Source organism: Cupriavidus sp. CP313, assembly GCF_054072015.1.
Map to the genome: position 1 here is coordinate 100,699 of NZ_JBSVZB010000018.1, position 16,862 is coordinate 117,560.

13 protein-coding genes are annotated in these 16,862 nt (G+C 67.0%); 1 reads left to right on the top strand and 12 read right to left on the bottom strand.

The window, feature by feature from the left end; genetic code table 11:
• Positions 1-21: 21 nt before the first annotated feature.
• The 6 genes from ACW4E8_RS23375 to ACW4E8_RS23400 form a co-directional block, all read right to left on the bottom strand.
• On the bottom strand, positions 22-651 hold the full coding sequence (locus tag ACW4E8_RS23375; RefSeq protein WP_456806719.1) for an MlaC/ttg2D family ABC transporter substrate-binding protein: 630 nt from the start codon (positions 649-651) through the stop codon (positions 22-24).
• Positions 652-865: 214 nt separating this feature from the next.
• Complete coding sequence (locus ACW4E8_RS23380) at positions 866-1,921, bottom strand: MlaA family lipoprotein (protein WP_456806720.1); 1,056 nt, start codon at positions 1,919-1,921, stop codon at positions 866-868.
• Complete coding sequence (gene mlaD / locus ACW4E8_RS23385) at positions 1,918-2,430, bottom strand: outer membrane lipid asymmetry maintenance protein MlaD (protein ID WP_456806721.1); 513 nt, start codon at positions 2,428-2,430, stop codon at positions 1,918-1,920. Before mlaD ends, ACW4E8_RS23380 begins: the two co-directional genes overlap by 4 nt.
• An 85-nt stretch (positions 2,431-2,515) precedes the next feature.
• Positions 2,516-3,298 carry a lipid asymmetry maintenance ABC transporter permease subunit MlaE gene (gene mlaE / locus ACW4E8_RS23390; protein ID WP_456806722.1) on the bottom strand — a complete coding sequence of 261 codons (783 nt, stop codon included), beginning with the start codon at positions 3,296-3,298 and terminating at the stop codon, positions 2,516-2,518.
• Positions 3,295-4,113, bottom strand: a complete 819-nt coding sequence (locus ACW4E8_RS23395; RefSeq protein WP_456806723.1) for an ABC transporter ATP-binding protein — start codon at positions 4,111-4,113, stop codon at positions 3,295-3,297. Before ACW4E8_RS23395 ends, mlaE begins: the two co-directional genes overlap by 4 nt.
• A 144-nt stretch (positions 4,114-4,257) precedes the next feature.
• Complete coding sequence (locus tag ACW4E8_RS23400; RefSeq protein ID WP_456806724.1) at positions 4,258-5,346, bottom strand: Bug family tripartite tricarboxylate transporter substrate binding protein; 1,089 nt, start codon at positions 5,344-5,346, stop codon at positions 4,258-4,260.
• 224 nt (positions 5,347-5,570) lie between these two features.
• Here ACW4E8_RS23400 and ACW4E8_RS23405 point away from each other — a divergent pair, with 224 nt between their 5' ends.
• Entirely contained in the window at positions 5,571-6,110 is a 540-nt protein-coding gene (locus ACW4E8_RS23405) for a GNAT family N-acetyltransferase (protein WP_456806725.1), read from the top strand.
• A gap of 84 nt (positions 6,111-6,194) precedes the next feature.
• On the opposite strand, the gene ACW4E8_RS23410 is transcribed toward ACW4E8_RS23405, so the two are convergent.
• From ACW4E8_RS23410 to ACW4E8_RS23435, 6 genes are all read right to left on the bottom strand, one after another.
• Positions 6,195-7,658 carry a glutamate synthase subunit beta gene (locus ACW4E8_RS23410; protein ID WP_035820399.1) on the bottom strand — a complete coding sequence of 488 codons (1,464 nt, stop codon included), beginning with the start codon at positions 7,656-7,658 and terminating at the stop codon, positions 6,195-6,197.
• A gap of 120 nt (positions 7,659-7,778) precedes the next feature.
• A complete protein-coding gene (locus tag ACW4E8_RS23415) occupies positions 7,779-12,584 on the bottom strand; it encodes a glutamate synthase-related protein (protein ID WP_456806726.1) in 4,806 nt (1,601 codons plus the stop codon).
• Between the two features lie 288 nt (positions 12,585-12,872).
• Positions 12,873-13,598 carry a transposase gene (locus tag ACW4E8_RS23420; protein ID WP_456806727.1) on the bottom strand — a complete coding sequence of 242 codons (726 nt, stop codon included), beginning with the start codon at positions 13,596-13,598 and terminating at the stop codon, positions 12,873-12,875.
• Positions 13,599-13,698: 100 nt separating this feature from the next.
• A complete protein-coding gene (locus ACW4E8_RS23425) occupies positions 13,699-14,835 on the bottom strand; it encodes a deoxyguanosinetriphosphate triphosphohydrolase (RefSeq protein ID WP_018313931.1) in 1,137 nt (378 codons plus the stop codon).
• Between the two features lie 48 nt (positions 14,836-14,883).
• The gene (gene aroB / locus ACW4E8_RS23430) at positions 14,884-15,990 is read right to left on the bottom strand and encodes a 3-dehydroquinate synthase (RefSeq protein ID WP_456806728.1); all 1,107 of its coding nucleotides are present in this window, start codon (positions 15,988-15,990) and stop codon (positions 14,884-14,886) included.
• Entirely contained in the window at positions 15,987-16,547 is a 561-nt protein-coding gene (locus ACW4E8_RS23435; RefSeq protein WP_456806767.1) for a shikimate kinase, read from the bottom strand. The genes aroB and ACW4E8_RS23435 overlap by 4 nt, the downstream gene beginning before the upstream one ends.
• Positions 16,548-16,862: the final 315 nt, after the last annotated feature.

Sequence of the window (16,862 nt, forward strand, 5' to 3'; positions counted from 1 at the left end):
CGCACCGTTGGTGCACGCGCCTCAGCTCTTGGCGCTGGCCAGCTGGCGGTTGCGGTCCTGCAGCGTCTTGATCACGCCCTCGACGCCCTGCTGGCCGACGATGGTGTTGAAGCTGCCCTTGTAGGCTTCGGTCAGCCAGGCGCCCAGCACGTTGATGTCATAGACCTTCCAGCCCTGGGCGGTCTTTTCCAGGCGGTAGTCCATCTGGATCGGCTCGCCCTTGTTGACGACCTGGGTGCGGATGGTGGCATCGGTATCGTCAGCCGTGCCGCGGTACGGGCGGTACTGCACGGTCTGGTCGCGGATCTGGGCGATGGCGCCGGCATAGGTGCGGATCAGCAGGGTCTTGAACTCCTCGGTGATCTGCTTCTGCTGCTCGGGCGTGGCCTTGGACCAGTTGCGGCCCATGGCGATCTGCGTGGTCTTCTGGAAGTTGGCGTTGGGGATGATCTTCTGCTCGACCAGCGCGGTGATCTTGCCGATATTGCCGGCCTGCATGTCCTTGTCGGCCTTCACGCTCGTCATCACGTCGTTGACCACGGCCTTGACCAGCCCGTCCGGGGTGGCCGCGTCCTGGGCCACCACCTGGGCGTGCGCCGTGCCCGCGAAGGCAACTACCGTAAGGAAGGGGACCAACAGTCGCTTTATCATGGATTTTCCTTCTGTATCAAAGACGTTTTTCGCCGGGGCGAACTGGCCGGGCGCCATGGGTCTGGCGCGCGGCCTTGCGGTGATTGGAACATAAGCGCGGGGCGGTCGTTGCACCCGCAAGCGCCTTTCCCGCTACTTACAAACAATTTGTTTCAGCCCTCACAGGGCATTCACAGCCTGGCGCGGGCTCTGGAGCCGCCCGCGCCGCGTAGGGTCAGCGGATACGGACACCTGGCATGATCCGCTGCATCGGATCCATGGGCGGTATCGGCAGGCTCTGGCTCTCAGGCTGCAGGTCGCCCGAGGGCGTCTGCGCAGGCTGCGCCGGCGTGGCGGCCGGAGCCGAGGCGTCGGCCGGCGGCGCGGCGGGCGCCGGTGCTGCAGGCTGCGCCGGCGTAGCGGACGTGGCGGACGTGGCGGACGTGGCGGACGTGGCGGACGTGGCGGACGTGGCGGGCGTGGCGGGCGTGGCGGGCGTGGCGGGCGTGGCAGGCTTTTCGCCTTCGGTCCCGGCCGGGGCTTCAGGGCGCGCCGCCGGGGTCTCCGGGGCGCTGTCTGCATCCTCGTCGCCTTCGGGCGGGTTGCCGTCGTAGACCAGGTACTGGCGCCGCTGCAGGTAGGAATCGCGCAGGAACGAGTACTTGTCCAGCGCCGCCTGCTCCAGCAGGTTGCTGGCGCCGAGCAGCTGCGCCCGGCCGGCAACGATGCGCACGCCGGTCAGCGAATTGCGCAGCGATACCGGATAGAGATAGGCCGACGGGTCGAAACTGCGGTCCACCAGCATGCCGCCGGTGTCGCGCACCGTGCTCGGCCCGAACAGCGGCAGCACCAGGTACGGCCCGGGCGGCACGCCCCACACGCCCAGCGTCTGGCCGAAGTCTTCCTTGTACTTGGGCAGGCCGGCCGGGGTGGCGATGTCGATCAGGCCGCCGATCCCCAGCACGGTGTTCATGGCCACGCGCATGGAGTCCTCGGCGGCGCGGGTGGGCTTGCCCTGCAGCAGGTTGTTCGCCGCCGAGTAGACATCGCTCACGTTGGAGAAGAAGTTCTCCACCGCGCGCTGCACCGGCGTGGGCATGTAGTCGGCATAGACCTGGGCCACCGGGCGCAGGATGCCCTTGTCGAAGTCCTCGTTGATCTTCGAGATTTCGCGATTGAACGGCTCCAGCGGGTCTTTCGGGTTGGCGGTGGGGCCCGTGGCGCAACCGGCAAGCACGGCCGCGGCAGCCACTGCGGCCAGGCCCTTGCAGAACGATGGCGCCGCGCTCATTTGACGTCCCCTGCCGGCGCCGGCGCGCTGGCACCGGCTGACGCACCGCCGCCGGCATCTGCCGCCTTGTTGTACAGGAACTGGCCGATCAGGTTTTCCAGCACCACGGCCGACTGCGTCATGGTAATGCGCCCGCCTTCGGCCAGCATGGCGGTGTCGCCGCCGGCTTCCAGGCCGATGTACTGCTCGCCGAGCAGTCCGGATGTCAGGATCTTGGCCGAGGTGTCCTTGGGGAACTGGTAGCGCTTCTCCAGGCTCATCTCGACGGTCGCCTGGTAGGTCTTGTCGTCGAAGCGGATCGCCGCCACGCGGCCGACCACCACGCCCGCGCTCTTGACCGGCGCGCGCGGCTTGAGCCCGCCGATATTGTCAAAGCGCGCCTGCACGCTATAGGTGTCCTGGAAGGAAAAGGCGCTCATGTTCCCCGCCTTGAGGGCCAGGAACAGCACAGCGACGAACCCCGCCGCGACGAACAGCCCCACCCAGAAATCGAGTGCATTCTTTTTCATTGGAATCTCTTTCTTCAACCCCGTAGTGTCTTGTGGCTGACTTGTTGTTTGTGTTTTTGTTTGTGTTTTCGTTTATCAGGCCGCGTCATTTGCTGAACATCAGCGCGGTCAGCAGGAAATCCAGCCCCAGCACGGCCAGCGATGCGATCACCACGGTACGGGTGGTCGCGCGCGAGACGCCTTCCGGCGTGGGCTTGGCCTCGAAGCCCTGGTACAGGGCAATAAACGTCACGGCAATGCCAAAGATAAAGCTCTTGATCACGCCGTTGATCACGTCGGCGCGCACGTCGACGCCGCCCTGCATCTGCGACCAGAAGGCGCCGGCGTCAACGCCGATCAACTGCACGCCCACCACGTAGCCGCCCAGGATGCCTACCGCGCTGAAGATCGCCGCCAGCACCGGCATGGCGATCACGCCTGCCCAGAAGCGCGGCGCGATCACGCGCTGCAGCGGGTTCACCGCCATCATTTCCATGGCCGTCAGCTGCTCGCCCGCCTTCATCAGGCCGATCTCGGCAGTCAGCGAGGTGCCGGCGCGGCCGGCGAACAGCAGCGCGGTCACCACCGGGCCCAGCTCGCGCACCAGCGACAACGCCACCAGCAGCCCGAGTGCCTGCTCTGACCCGTAGCGGTTCAGCGTGTAGTAGCCCTGCAGGCCAAGCACGAAGCCCACGAACAGGCCCGACACCGCGATGATCACCAGCGACAGGTTGCCGACAAAGAAGACCTGGTCGGTCACCAGCCGGAAGCGGCGCAGCAGCAGTGCCGGCGACAGGCCCAGCAGCGTCAGGAACATGCGCGTGGCGTGGCCCAGCCCCGACACGCTGCGGCGCACGGCCGCGCCGATGGTGGTAAAGAAGTCCGTCACCGCGCACCTCCGGCGAAATCCTCGGCCAGCGAAGGTCCGGCGTAGTGGAACGGCACCGGGCCGTCGGCCTCGGCATGGACGAACTGGTGCACGAACGGGTCGGTGGAGGCGCGCAGCGCCTCGGGCTCGCCCTGCGCGACGATGCGGCCGTCGGCAATGAAATAGACGTAGTCGGCGATCTGGAAGGTCTCGTGCACGTCGTGCGAGACGATGATCGTGGTGGCGCCCAGCGCGTCGTTCAGGCTGCGGATCAGCCGCGCGGTCAGCCCGAGCGAGATCGGGTCCAGCCCGGCGAAGGGCTCGTCATACATCAGCAGCGCCGGGTCCAGCGCAATCGCGCGCGCCAGCGCCACGCGCCGCGCCATGCCGCCCGAGATCTGCGACGGCATCAGGTCGCGCGCGCCGCGCAGGCCGACCGCGTTGAGCTTCATCAGCACCAGGTCGCGGATCATCGAGTCGGGCAGGTCGGTGTGCTCGCGCAGCGGGAACGCCACATTGTCGAACACCGACAGGTCGGTAAACAGCGCGCCGAACTGGAACAGCATGCCCATCTGGCGGCGCACCGCGTACAGGCCGCGGGCATCCAGCGTGTGGATATCGGTGCCGGCAAAGCTGACCGTGCCCGCCTGCGGGCGGACCTGGCCGCCGATCAGCCGCAGCACCGTCGTCTTGCCGCAACCCGAGCCGCCCATCACCGCAATCACCTTGCCACGCGGGAAATGCATGGTCAGGCCGGACAGGATCGGCTTGCCGTGGTCCGCATAGGCGAAGTCCACCGCAGTCAGTTCGACGAGGTTTTGAGCAGAATCGGTCACGTTGGCACCGGTCAGGACAGTCGCGCATTATAAGGTGTACTACCTAGCCCTGCTGGCACCCGTGTGCCCCGCGCCACATGCCCCCCGTCGGGGGAGTCTCTCAGACTTGCCCTAGCCTCCCAAACCGGCCCGCCCCCTTGCTGCTCAAGGCTCCTGTATCGGCGCAACGTCCTTCAGGATCACCTGCCATTGGATCGATTCCGAGCGGATCGCGGTGGCAAACGCCTCCGGCGAGTCGCGCAGCGGCGTGACCCCCGCTGCCTGCAGGCGCGAACGCACCTCGCGCTCGGACATGACGGCGTCGAGCTCGACCGCCAGCCTGGCGACGATCGCGCGCGGCGTCTTGGCCGGCGCCATCACGCCAAACCAGGCGGCCGCGGCATAGCCTTCCAGCCCCGACTCCTGCAGCGTCGGCACCAGCGGCGCCAGCGGCGAGCGGGCCACGCCCGTCACCCCGACCAGGCGCAGCCCGCCGCTCCTGACCTGGCCCTGGACCGCGGCGAACGAACAGAAACAGGCACTGACGCGGCCGGCCAGCATCTCCTGGACCACCGCGGCTTCGCCTTTGGCGGTGACCAGCGGCACGCCGCTGCGGATGCCGCGCACGGCGTACTCGGCGTACAGGTGGGAGGGGCTGCCCGGCTGGCCGTAGCCATAGCTGTAGGAGCCGGGGTTCGACTTCACCGCGGTCATCCATTGCTCCGGCGTGCGCATTGGCAGCCTGGCATCGATCACCAGGAACAGCGGCGTGGTGGCCACGCGCGCCACCGGCGTGAAATCGCGCACGACGTCGTACGGCACCGGCTCCAGTCCGGGCTGGATCAGCATATTGGCCTGGTGCAACAACAGGGTGTGGCCATCGGAGCTGGCCTTGGCGACCACGTCGCCGGCGATGGTGCCGGCGGCGCCGGGCCGGTTGTCGACCTCCACCGGCACGCCCAGCCGGGCCGAGAGGCGCTCGGCCAGCATGCGCGCCACCGCATCGGCAACGCCGCCGGCCGGGAACGGCACGATCAGGCGCATCGGGCGGTCGGGGAACGACATGCTGCGGGCGAGCTGCTGGGTTCCGGCATGCGCCGGCATGGCTGGCACCGCAAGCGCCAGCGTGGCACACCCCAGGGCATACAGGCACAGGAAAGGCTGGAGCCAGCGCCGGACTGCGCCAATTGAGGGGCGCTGCGCCAACTTTGCTTTACCTCGCCAAAGCCGCGACAACTTGCGCACTTCGGGCATCAATTTCCTCCGACCGGTCTCCTGAGGAGGCGGCAAGCTGGTTCTGGGGAAAAAGGATTTGCGAGGCAGTTTCCGTTAGTTGTTTTTTGAAAATTGTAAGGACATTACCCAGGCCACCACAGACACGTAAACCATAGCCGGGAGAACCCTGAAGGCCCCGCCAGGCCTTGCCAAACGCGCCATGGCGGCCAGGACGCACGGACCTCGCCGGCTATAATCGGCCGATGACGATTTACACCCTGCGGCCCATGGTCACCGCCGACCTGCCGGCCGTGCTGGCGGTGCAAGCCAGCTGCTATACCGAGGTACTGCTGGAGAGCCAGGCCGCGCTGGCAAGCCGGCTGGCGCTGTCCCCCGCCACCTGCTGGGTCGCGGACGTTCCCGGACATCCCGGCGCGCTCGCCGCCTACCTCTTTACCCACGCCTGGCCCGAAGCCACCCTACCGCCGCTGGACGGCGTGCTCGACGATGGCTGGCGCCATGGCGCCGGGCCGGACGCCCTCACCTGGTTCGTGCACGACATGGCCGTGGCGCCCGCCGGACGCGGCGCCGGCCTGGCGCCGCGCCTGTACGCGGCGGCACAGGCGGCCGCACGCGCGGCGGGGCTGCGGCGTTCGCGGCTGATCGCGGTGCAGTCGGCCGCGCCGTGGTGGCGCAGGCTCGGGTACGCCCCGGTGGCAGCGCACACGGCCGCCGCCCATGCGGCCAAGCTGGCCAGCTACGGCGCCAGTGCGATGCTGATGGAGCGCACGCTGGCCGACTGAGCGCTCCATCAGCACATTGGCGCCAGGACGACAAAAAGCCCGCCGGCTTGCGCCAGGCGGGCTTTTTGTTCTTGCCGGGGTGAATCAGCGCGGCAGTTCGGTGTGGCCCATCAGGAAGGCATCGACCGAACGCGCAGCCTGGCGGCCTTCGCGGATCGCCCACACCACCAGCGACTGGCCACGGCGCACATCGCCGGCGGCGAACACCTTGGGCACGTTGGTGTGGTATGCACGCTCGCCCTCGGTCGAGGCCTTGGCATTCTTGCGCGCATCGGTATCCACGCCAAACGCTTCCAGCATCGAACCCACCGGGTTGGTGAAGCCCATCGCCAGCAGCACCAGGTCGGCCGGCAGGATGAACTCGCTGCCTTCGACTTCCTGCATGCGGCCGTCCTTCCATTCGACGCGGCAAGCCTTCAGAGCCGTGACCTTGCCGTTCTCGCCGATGAATTCCTTGGTCGCGACCGACCAGTCGCGCTCGCAGCCTTCATCGTGCGACGACGAAGTGCGCAGCTTGATCGGCCAGTACGGCCACACCAGCGGCTTGTCCTCTTCTTCCGGCGGCTGCGGCAGCAGTTCAAACTGCGTCACCGAGGTGGCGCCATGGCGGTTGGACGTACCCACGCAGTCGGAGCCGGTATCGCCACCGCCGATCACGATCACGTTCTTGCCTTCGGCGCGGATCTCGTTTTCGCCGTCGCCGGCCACTTCCTTGTTCTGCGGGATCAGGAATTCCAGCGCGAAGTGGATGCCGGCCAGGTCGCGGCCCGGCACCGGCAGGTCGCGCGGCACTTCCGAGCCGCCCGCCAGCACCACGGCGTCAAACTGGTCCATCAGGGCCTGGGCCGAGATGGTTTCACGGGCGTAGTTCTTGATGCCGGCCGGCAGTTCGCCGTCGGTCACCATCACGCCGGCGCGGAAGGTCACGCCTTCGGCCTGCATCTGCTCGATGCGGCGGTCGATCAGCGTCTTCTCCATCTTGAAGTCGGGGATGCCGTAGCGCAGCAGGCCACCGATGCGGTCGTTCTTCTCGAACACGGTCACGTCATGGCCGGCGCGTGCCAGCTGCTGCGCGACAGCCATGCCGGCGGGGCCGGAGCCGACCACGGCCACGGTCTTGCCGGTCTTGTGGCGCGGCAGCTGCGGCTTGACCCAGCCCTCTTCCCAGGCCTTGTCGATGATGGCGTGCTCGATCGACTTGATGCCCACCGGCAGTTCATTGATGCCCAGCGTGCAGGCGGCCTCGCACGGTGCGGGGCAGATGCGGCCGGTGAACTCGGGGAAGTTGTTGGTCTGGTGCAGCACCTCGATCGCCGACTTCCAGTCCTGGCGGTACACCAGGTCGTTGAAGTCGGGAATGATGTTGTTGACCGGGCAGCCGTTGTTGCAGAACGGGATGCCGCAGTCCATGCAGCGCGCACCCTGGAGCTTCGCTTCGCTGTCGGACAGCGCGAACACGAATTCCTTGTAGTGCTTCACGCGCTTGACTACCGCTTCGTAGCCTTCGTTCTGGCGCGGAAATTCGAGAAAGCCAGTCGCCTTACCCATGTTGCGTCCTTGGTCATGCTGCGCGGGACCGGCGGCGTCGCCGGCCCTGCGGTGGGGTCAGAATCTTGTCAGGGCCGCGGCGGCTGCCGCGGCCCCTCTGCGTCGTTGCGTTGCGCTCGCTCAGGCCGCGATGGCTTCGCGGTCGCTGTCGCGGGCGGCTTGTTCCTTGGCGTACATCTCGCCCAGCGCGCGCTTGTACTCGGTCGGGAAGACCTTGACGAACTTGCGGCGTGCCGTGGTCCAGTCAGCCAGCAGCGCCTTGGCGCGCTCGGAACCGGTGTAGCGGAAATGCTGCTCGATCAGGTTGCGCAGGATGACTTCATCCAGCACGCGCTTGCCGTCGACCTTGTGCCACGAAGCCGGGCCCTGGCCCTTCTCCTGGTCGGCGGCGGCCAGCACGGCCTCCAGCGCCACCATCGAGGTGTTGCAGCGCTTGTCGAACAGACCGTCCTCGTCATAGACGTAGGCCACGCCGCCCGACATGCCGGCCGCGAAGTTGCGGCCGGTGCCGCCCAGCACCACCACCGTGCCGCCGGTCATGTACTCGCAACCGTGGTCGCCGGTGCCTTCCACCACGGCAACCGCGCCGGAGTTGCGCACCGCGAAGCGTTCGCCGGCCACGCCGTTGAAGAACGCTTCACCGGCGATGGCACCGTACAGCACGGTGTTGCCGACGATGATGTTGCGGGTCGGGTCGCCGCGGAACTCGTGCGGGGCGCGCACGATCACGCGGCCGCCCGACAGGCCCTTGCCGACGTAGTCGTTGCCGTCGCCCACCAGGTCCAGCGTGATGCCATGCGCCAGGAACGCGCCGAACGACTGGCCGGCGGTGCCTTGCAGCTGGATGTGGATGGTGTCGTCAGGCAGGCCTTCGTGGCCATGCTGGCGCGCCACCACGCCCGACAGCATCGCGCCGACGGTACGGTTAACGTTCTTCACCGGCTGGATGAACGAGACCCGCTCGCCCTTCTCGATTGCCGGACGGGCCTTGGCGATCAGCACGTGGTCCAGCGCCTTGCCGGCCTCGGCCGACAGGCCGTGGTCCTGCACGTCGGTGTGGAACAGCGGCACTGCCGCGCCCAGCGAAACCTGGTGGAAGATGCGGCCGAAGTCCAGGCCGCGCGCCTTCCAGTGCTCGATGCCGGGCTTGGTGTCGAGCAGGTCGGCGCGGCCGATCAGCTCGTCGAACTTGCGGATGCCCAGCTGGGCCATGATCTCGCGGGCTTCTTCCGCAACGAAGAAGAAGAAGTTGACCACGTGCTCCGGCTTGCCCTGGAACTTCTTGCGCAGCTGCGGATCCTGCGTGGCCACCCCCACCGGGCAGGTGTTCAGGTGGCACTTGCGCATCATGATGCAGCCCTCGGCCACCAGCGGCGCGGTGGCGAAGCCGAATTCATCGGCGCCCAGCAGCGCGCCGATGACGACATCGCGGCCGGTCTTCATCTGGCCGTCGGCCTGCACGCGGATGCGGTTGCGCAGGCCGTTGAGCAGCAGGGTCTGCTGCGTTTCGGCCAGGCCCAGCTCCCACGGCGTGCCGGCATGCTTGATCGACGACCACGGCGAAGCGCCGGTGCCGCCATCATGGCCGGCGATCACGACGTGGTCGGCCTTGGCCTTGGCCACGCCCGCGGCCACCGTGCCGACACCCACTTCGGACACCAGCTTGACCGAGATGTCCGACACCGGGTTGACGTTCTTCAGGTCGTGGATCAGCTGTGCCAGATCCTCGATCGAATAGATGTCATGGTGCGGGGGCGGCGAGATCAGGCCCACGCCCGGCACCGAGTAACGCAGCTTTCCGATGTAGTCCGAGACCTTGTGGCCGGGCAGCTGGCCGCCTTCGCCGGGCTTGGCGCCCTGCGCCATCTTGATCTGGATCTGGTCGGCCGAAGCCAGGTACTCGGCGGTCACGCCGAAACGGCCCGACGCCACCTGCTTGATCTTGGAGCGCAGCGAATCGCCCTCCTGCAGCACCAGGTCGCGTTCGATCACGTTGTCGCCCAGCAGGCCCTTGAGGGTATCGCCCTGCTTGATGGGGATGCCGCGCAGCTCGTTGCGGTAGCGCTTCTCGTCCTCGCCGCCTTCGCCGGTGTTGGACTTGCCGCCGATGCGGTTCATCGCCAGCGCCAGCGTGGTGTGGGCTTCGGTCGAGATCGAGCCGAGCGACATCGCACCGGTGGCGAAGCGCTTGACGATGTCCTTGGCCGATTCCACTTCTTCCAGCGGAATCGCCTTGGCCGGATCGACCTTGAACTCGAACAGACCGCGCAGCGTCATGTGGCGCTTGCTCTGGTCGTTGATGATGTTGGCGTATTCCTTGTACGTCTGGTAGGCGCCCTTGCCGTCGTCAGCGCGCACCGAGTGCTGCAGCTTGGCGACCGAGTCCGGGGTCCACATATGCTCTTCGCCGCGGATGCGGAAGGCGTATTCGCCGCCGGCGTCCAGCATGCTTTCCAGCACCGGGTTGTCGCCAAAGGCGTCGCGGTGCAGGCGCAGGGCTTCCTCGGCCACTTCGAAGATGCCGATGCCCTCGACGTTCGACGGGGTGCCGTGGAAGTACTTCTGCACCAGTTCGCGCGACAGGCCGATGGCTTCGAAGATCTGCGCGCCGGTGTACGACATGTACGTGGAGATGCCCATCTTGGACATCACCTTGAACAGGCCCTTGCCGATCGCCTTGACGAAGTTCTTGACGGCCTTCTCGGGCGACAGGTCACCGGACAGGCCCTGGGCCATTTCGGCCAGCGTTTCCATCGCCAGGTACGGATGCACGGCTTCGGCGCCATAGCCGGCCAGCAGCGCGAAGTGGTGCACTTCACGGGCGGTGCCGGTTTCGACCACCAGGCCGGTGGACGTGCGCAGACCCTTCTCCACCAGGTGGTGGTGGATGGCGGACGTGGCCAGCAGCGCGGGAATCGCGACATGCTCGGCATCCACGCGGCGGTCCGACACGATCAGGATGTTGAAGCCCGAACGCACCGCATCCACGGCCTCGGCGCACAGCGAGGCCAGGCGCGCTTCGATGCCTTCCTTGCCCCAGGCCTTCGGGTAGCAGATGTTCAGCTCGTACGAACGGAACTTGCCACCGGTGTAGTGCTCGATGTTGCGGATCTTGGCGATGTCCTTGAAGTCCAGCACCGGCTGGGACACTTCGAGGCGCATCGGCGGGTTGATGTTGTTCAGCTCGAGCAGGTTCGGCTTCGGGCCGATGAACGACACCAGCGACATCACCATGTTCTCGCGGATCGGGTCGATCGGCGGGTTGGTCACCTGGGCGAACAGCTGCTTGAAGTAGTGGTACAGCGTCTTGTTCTTGGACGACAGCACCGCCAGCGGGCTGTCATTGCCCATCGAGCCGGTGGCTTCCTCGCCTGCCAGCGCCATCGGCGCCATCAGGAACTTGACGTCTTCCTGGGTGTAGCCGAAGGCCTGCTGGCGGTCCAGCAGCTTGGCCACCGGCTTCTTCTCGGCGGCAACGTCTTCCGGCTTGGCGTCGAGCTCGTCGAGCTTGATGCGCACGGCGTCGATCCAGCTCTTGTACGGCTTGGCGTTGGCCAGGTTGTCCTTGAGTTCCTTGTCGTCGATGATGCGGCCCTGCTCCATGTCGATCAGGAACATCTTGCCCGGCTGCAGGCGCCACTTCTGCACGACGCGCGACTCGGGGAACGGCAGCACGCCGGCTTCCGAAGCCAGCACCACGACGTCGTCCTCGGTCACGTAGAAACGTGCCGGGCGCAGGCCGTTGCGGTCCAGCGTGGCGCCGATCTGGCGGCCATCGGTGAAGCAGATCGCAGCCGGGCCGTCCCACGGCTCCATCATGGCGGCGTGGTACTCGTAGAAAGCGCGGCGGTTGTCGTCCATCAGCGTGTGCTGTTCCCAGGCTTCCGGGATCATCATCATCATCGCGTGGACGAGCGGGTAGCCGGCCATCGTCAGCAGTTCGAGGCAGTTGTCGAACGATGCGGTGTCGGACTGGCCCGGGTAGATCAGCGGCCACAGCTTGGGCAGGTCGTCGCCCAGCACCGGCGACGAGATCGCGCCGGTGCGTGCGTTGATCCAGTTGACGTTGCCCTTGACCGTGTTGATTTCGCCGTTGTGGGCGACCATGCGGTACGGGTGGGCCAGCTCCCAGGCCGGGAAGGTGTTGGTCGAGAAGCGCTGGTGCACCAGGGCCAGGGCCGACACGGCGCGCTGGTCCAGCAGGTCCAGGTAGTACTCGCCGACCTGGGTGGCCAGCAGCAGGCCCTTGTACACCACGGTGCGGGCCGACATCGACGGCACGAAGTATTCCTTGCCGTGCTTGAGCTTGAGCGCCTGGATGGCGTGGCTGGCGGTCTTGCGGATGACGTAGAGCTTACGTTCCAGCGCGTCCGTGGTCATGATGTCGCGGCCGCGCCCGATGAAGATCTGGCGGATCACCGGCTCGGTGGTGCGCACCGTCGGCGACATCGGCATCTTGGCGTCGACCGGCACGTCGCGCCAGCCCAGCACGACCTGGCCTTCCAGGCGGACCGTGCGCTCCAGTTCCTGCTCGCAGGCCAGGCGCGAGGCGTGTTCCTTCGGCAGGAAGATCATGCCCACGCCGTATTCGCCGGCGGGCGGCAGGCTCACGCCCTGCGCGGCCATTTCCTCGCGGTAGAACTGGTCCGGGATCTGGATCAGGATACCGGCACCGTCGCCCATCAGCGCATCAGCGCCGACCGCACCCCGGTGGTCCAGATTCTCCAGGATCTTCAGGCCCTGCGAGATGATCTCGTGGGACTTCTTGCCCTTGATGTGCGCGACCATGCCGACGCCGCAGGCGTCATGCTCGTTGCTGGGGTCGTACATGCCCTGCGCTTGCGGGCGCAGGTCAATGGCGTGGGAAGACTCGCTGGTCTGCGCTTGTGCCTGAGCTTGGGCCGAAAGATTTTTCGTTTGGTCCACGGGCTGAATTCCGGTGAAGGCTGCGCGAACTGGCTGGGCGTACCGGAACGGGGACCGCGCGCTTTCTCGTTTTCTTTATTCCTCCACCCAAACCGGAAACCGGCGGGACGGAAAATGGGGACGAAGCTCTCAGCGGGCCGCAGCGGCGTACACGAGCGTGACGCGCCGCACAATGACTGTGGGTGGAGCAACTATATGGGAATCGCGTTCGCCTCGCAAAATTTTTAAATGGGGTCAGATAACATTAAGTTACGCACCGTTTCTGTGATCCATTTAAATAGGGACATATTAATTATGCGGCGATCCTGGCACATCTATCGATGTTGTTTGCACCTTTTTGGGGCGTCCTTTCGGCAACGGTTGCACGCGCCGCGTTGCGTGCCGCTCCAATTGGGCCAGGAACGCTTCGTCGCCAAGTGGCCAGCCGCTATGGGCATGGCCGCGCAGTGTCTCCAGGGTCTTGCCCGACAGTCCCTCGGCGGTCAGCATCCGGTAGTTCGACTGCCGCTCGAACGGCGTATTGCCCAGCTCCCAGTACGCGGAGTGGTCGCTCACAAACGGGCTGGCCTCGATGCCGGCGTGATGCTGGTAACTGCTCCAGCGATCGGCCTCGGGGGTGCTCACCTCGCCCGCGCGCAAAGCGTTGCCCTCGACATAGAGCATCGCCGGCAGCATCCACCGGGCGGGGTCGAACACCGCGGAACGGAAGCGCCCTTCCCACAGCGTGCCGGTGCGGCTGGCCACCCGGTTGAAGTAGCGCGCATAGCGCCGCCCCACCGCCTGCATGGTCAGGCTCAGCGAGTCTGTCCGCTTGGGCGTGGCCACCAGGTGCACATGGTTGGGCCGCAGCGTGTAGGCGTGGATGGCAAGGTCATGCTCGCGCGCGGCCATGCGCAGGCAGTCGAGGTAGTGCAGGTAGTCGTCCGGCCCCAGGAACACGTGCTGGCGGTTGTTGCCGCGCTGCAACACCAGGGCGGGCAGACCGGCGGGGGAAAAGCGGGGAAGGCGTGCCATGACAGGTCATGCGAGCATTGATGCCCGCATGATAGCCTGATCCGTCCCCATTTATGCGGCAGGCTGGCGCGCCGATCGGAGGGCCAGCCCGAACGCGCCGTCAGTTGCCTTCGCTGACCGCGAAGATGCGGCGGTGCTCGCGGATCGCGTAGCGGTCGGTCATGCCCGCGATGTAGTGGGCAATCAGCCGCGACTGGTCGCCCCCATGGCTGGCCTGGTACTGCGGCGGCAGCAGGCGCGGGTCGGACATGAAGGCCTGGAACAGGTCGCCGACAATGCGCTGCGCCTTGGCCGACATGCGCATCACCAGGTAGTGCCGGTACAGGTGCCGGAACAGGAAGCGCTTGAGTTCGGCCGCTTCTTCATGCATCTGCGGGCTGAAGCCGACCAGCGGGCCGGCGGCGCGCACCGCGTCGATATTGCGCGGGTTGGCCGCGGCGATATTGCGGCTGGTGGTCTCGATCAGGTCGACGATCAGCGTATTGATCATGCGCCGGACCGTCTCGTTGATGGCGCGCCGCCCGTTGACGCCGGGGAAGACAGCGGCCACCTCGGCGCGGTGGCGGGCCCACATCGGCACCTCGTCCAGCTGCTCCAGCGTCAGCAGCCCCGAGCGCAGGCCGTCGTCGATATCGTGGTTGTTGTAGGCGATCTCGTCGGCCAGGTTGGCCAGCTGCGCCTCCAGCGACGGCTGCGTGCCCTCCAGGAAGCGCCGGCCCAGCTCGCCCAGTGCCGAGGCATTGACCCGCGAGCAATGCTTGAGGATGCCCTCGCGCGTCTCGAAGGTCAGGTTCAGCCCGTTGAAGCCGCCGTAGCGCTCTTCCAGCTCGTCCACCACCAGCAGGCTCTGCAGGTTGTGCTCGAAGCCGCCGTGGTTCTTCATGCAGGTATTGAGCGCATCCTGCCCGGCGTGGCCGAAGGGGGTGTGCCCCAGGTCGTGTGCCAGCGAGATCGCCTCGACCAGGTCTTCATTGAGGCGCAGGTTGCGCGCGATCGAGCGGGCGATCTGCGCCACTTCCAGGCTGTGGGTCAGCCGGGTGCGGAACAGGTCCCCTTCATGGTTGACGAAGACCTGGGTCTTGTACTCGAGCCGCCGGAACGCCGTGCTGTGGATGACCCGGTCGCGGTCGCGCTGGAATTCGCTGCGCGACAGCGATGCGGGTTCGGCATGCACCCGCCCGCGCGTCTGCGCAGAGCGGGCGGCGTAAGGGGCGAGATGGCTTTCAAAGTCGGTCATGCGGCGCGTCCGGTGGCTGGGGCGGGGTGGCGAGGCATAACCGATCGGTCAGGCGACCGGGGCCTCGGTGGGAGGTTTGAGCACGGCGTGCGCGAGCGTGGCGCGCAGGTCAGCATCCGGCACGGTGGTGATGAACGCCTCGCCGAGCCTCTTCAGCAGGATGAACTTGATGCTGCCCGCTTCGGCCTTCTTGTCGACCTTCATCAGTTCGATATAGCGGTCGGCACCGAGTTCCGGCGCCACCACGGGCAGGTTGGCGGCCTGCGTCAGCTCGCGGATGCGGGCGCGCGTCTCGGTGTCGATAAAGCCCAGCCGGTGCGACAGGTCGGCGGCCATCACCATGCCGCAGCCGACGGCCTCGCCGTGCAGCCAGGCGCCGTAGCCCATGCCGGCCTCGATCGCATGGCCGAAGGTGTGGCCGAAATTGAGGATGGCGCGCAGGCCGCCCTCGCGCTCGTCCTGGGCCACCACGCCGGCCTTGATCTCGCAGGAGCGCTGCACGGCGAGCGCCATCAGGTCCGGGTCGCAGGCATTCAGCGGCTTGATGTTGCGCTCGATCCAGCCGAAGTACTCGGCATCGGCGATGGCGCCGTGCTTGATGACCTCGGCCATGCCGGCGGCCAGCTCGCGCGGGGGCAGCGTGCGCAGCGTGTCAATGTCGGCGATCACCGCGTTGGGCTGGTGGAACGCGCCGATCATGTTCTTGCCCAGCGGGTGGTTGATGCCGGTCTTGCCGCCCACCGACGAATCCACCTGCGCCAGCAGCGTGGTCGGCATCTGGATAAAGGGCACGCCGCGCATGTAGCAGGCGGCGGCAAACCCGGTCATGTCGCCCACCACGCCGCCGCCCAGCGCGACCAGCGTGGTCTTGCGGTCGGCGCCGGCCTGCAGCAGCGCGTCGAAGATCCGGTTCAGCGTCTCCCAGTGCTTGAAGGCTTCGCCGTCGGGCAGCGTGACGGTGCGCACGGTCTTGCCGAGCGCGGCCAGCGCGGCCTCGACGCGCGCCGCATAGAGCGGGCCGACGGTTTCGTTGGTGACGATGACGGCGTGCTGCCCGCGCACATGCGGGCGCAGCAGTTCGGCGTTGTCCAGCAGGCCGGTACCGATATGGATGGGGTAGCTGCGCTCGCCCAGGTCGACTTCAAGCGTAATCATGGATTGGGGTCCTGCGCCGGCGGCTCCGACTCTTCCGGCGGCGCGGAGGCCGGCTGCGGGGGATCGATCGGGAAACCGGCCATTTCAAGTTGCATCAACACCATATTAGCAAGCTGCGCCACCGAGGGCTTGCCGGTTTCGATGATGAAGTCGGCGACCTCGCGGTAGAGCGGGTCGCGCTCGGCATAGAGCGCCTCGAGCTTGCCCTTGGGATCCTCGGTCTGCAGCAGCGGCCGGTTGCGGTCGTGGCGGGTGCGCAGCCACAGGTCGTGCGGGCTGGCGCGCAGGTACACCACCGTGCCGCGGGACTTCAGCACCTCGCGGTTCTCGGCGCGCAGCACGGCGCCGCCGCCGGTGGCCAGCACGATGCCCTGGCGCGCGGCCAGTTCGCGGATCATCGCGGCCTCGCGGTCGCGGAAGCCGGCTTCGCCCTCGACCTCGAAGATCACCGGGATGCGCACGCCGCAGTGCGCCTCAAGCTCATGGTCGGAATCGAAGAACGGATAGTGCAGGCGCCGCGCCACCGTGCGGCCCACGGTGGTCTTGCCGGCGCCCATCAGGCCGACGAAAAAGAGGTTGGGTCGATCGGATTCCGGTCGCTCGGAGTCGGATCGATCGGCATCGCGCCGATCCTGGGCCTGGCGCTGTGCCGCCGGGCCTGTCGCTGAGGCTGTCACTGGACTGTCGTTCGGGAGCGCGGCATGCGGGCCGTCCTCCCCGGTTGGGAACTGCATCATCTTCTTATGTTGTGGCGCGGCCGGCAAGTGGCGGATGCGGCATGGCCCACATGGCTGGCCCGTCCCGGGGCCGTCTCCGGGCCCCCCGCGGCGCGCAAAAAAAGGCCGCATCCCTCGATGCGGCCTGCCAGTCTA

What these genes read in the sequence shown, in the direction of transcription:
- ACW4E8_RS23435 (WP_456806767.1), bottom strand. Translation starts at nt 16,547, where the DNA reads ATGGGCGCCGGCAAGACCACCGTGGGCCGCACGGTGGCGCGGCGCCTG.
- aroB (WP_456806728.1), bottom strand. Translation starts at nt 15,990, where the DNA reads ATGATTACGCTTGAAGTCGACCTGGGCGAGCGCAGCTACCCCATCCAT.
- ACW4E8_RS23400 (WP_456806724.1), bottom strand. Translation starts at nt 5,346, where the DNA reads ATGCCCGAAGTGCGCAAGTTGTCGCGGCTTTGGCGAGGTAAAGCAAAG.
- ACW4E8_RS23375 (WP_456806719.1), bottom strand. Translation starts at nt 651, where the DNA reads ATGATAAAGCGACTGTTGGTCCCCTTCCTTACGGTAGTTGCCTTCGCG.
- ACW4E8_RS23425 (WP_018313931.1), bottom strand. Translation starts at nt 14,835, where the DNA reads ATGACCGACTTTGAAAGCCATCTCGCCCCTTACGCCGCCCGCTCTGCG.
- ACW4E8_RS23405 (WP_456806725.1), top strand. Translation starts at nt 5,571, where the DNA reads ATGACGATTTACACCCTGCGGCCCATGGTCACCGCCGACCTGCCGGCC.
- ACW4E8_RS23380 (WP_456806720.1), bottom strand. Translation starts at nt 1,921, where the DNA reads ATGAGCGCGGCGCCATCGTTCTGCAAGGGCCTGGCCGCAGTGGCTGCC.
- ACW4E8_RS23410 (WP_035820399.1), bottom strand. Translation starts at nt 7,658, where the DNA reads ATGGGTAAGGCGACTGGCTTTCTCGAATTTCCGCGCCAGAACGAAGGC.
- ACW4E8_RS23420 (WP_456806727.1), bottom strand. Translation starts at nt 13,598, where the DNA reads ATGGCACGCCTTCCCCGCTTTTCCCCCGCCGGTCTGCCCGCCCTGGTG.
- mlaD (WP_456806721.1), bottom strand. Translation starts at nt 2,430, where the DNA reads ATGAAAAAGAATGCACTCGATTTCTGGGTGGGGCTGTTCGTCGCGGCG.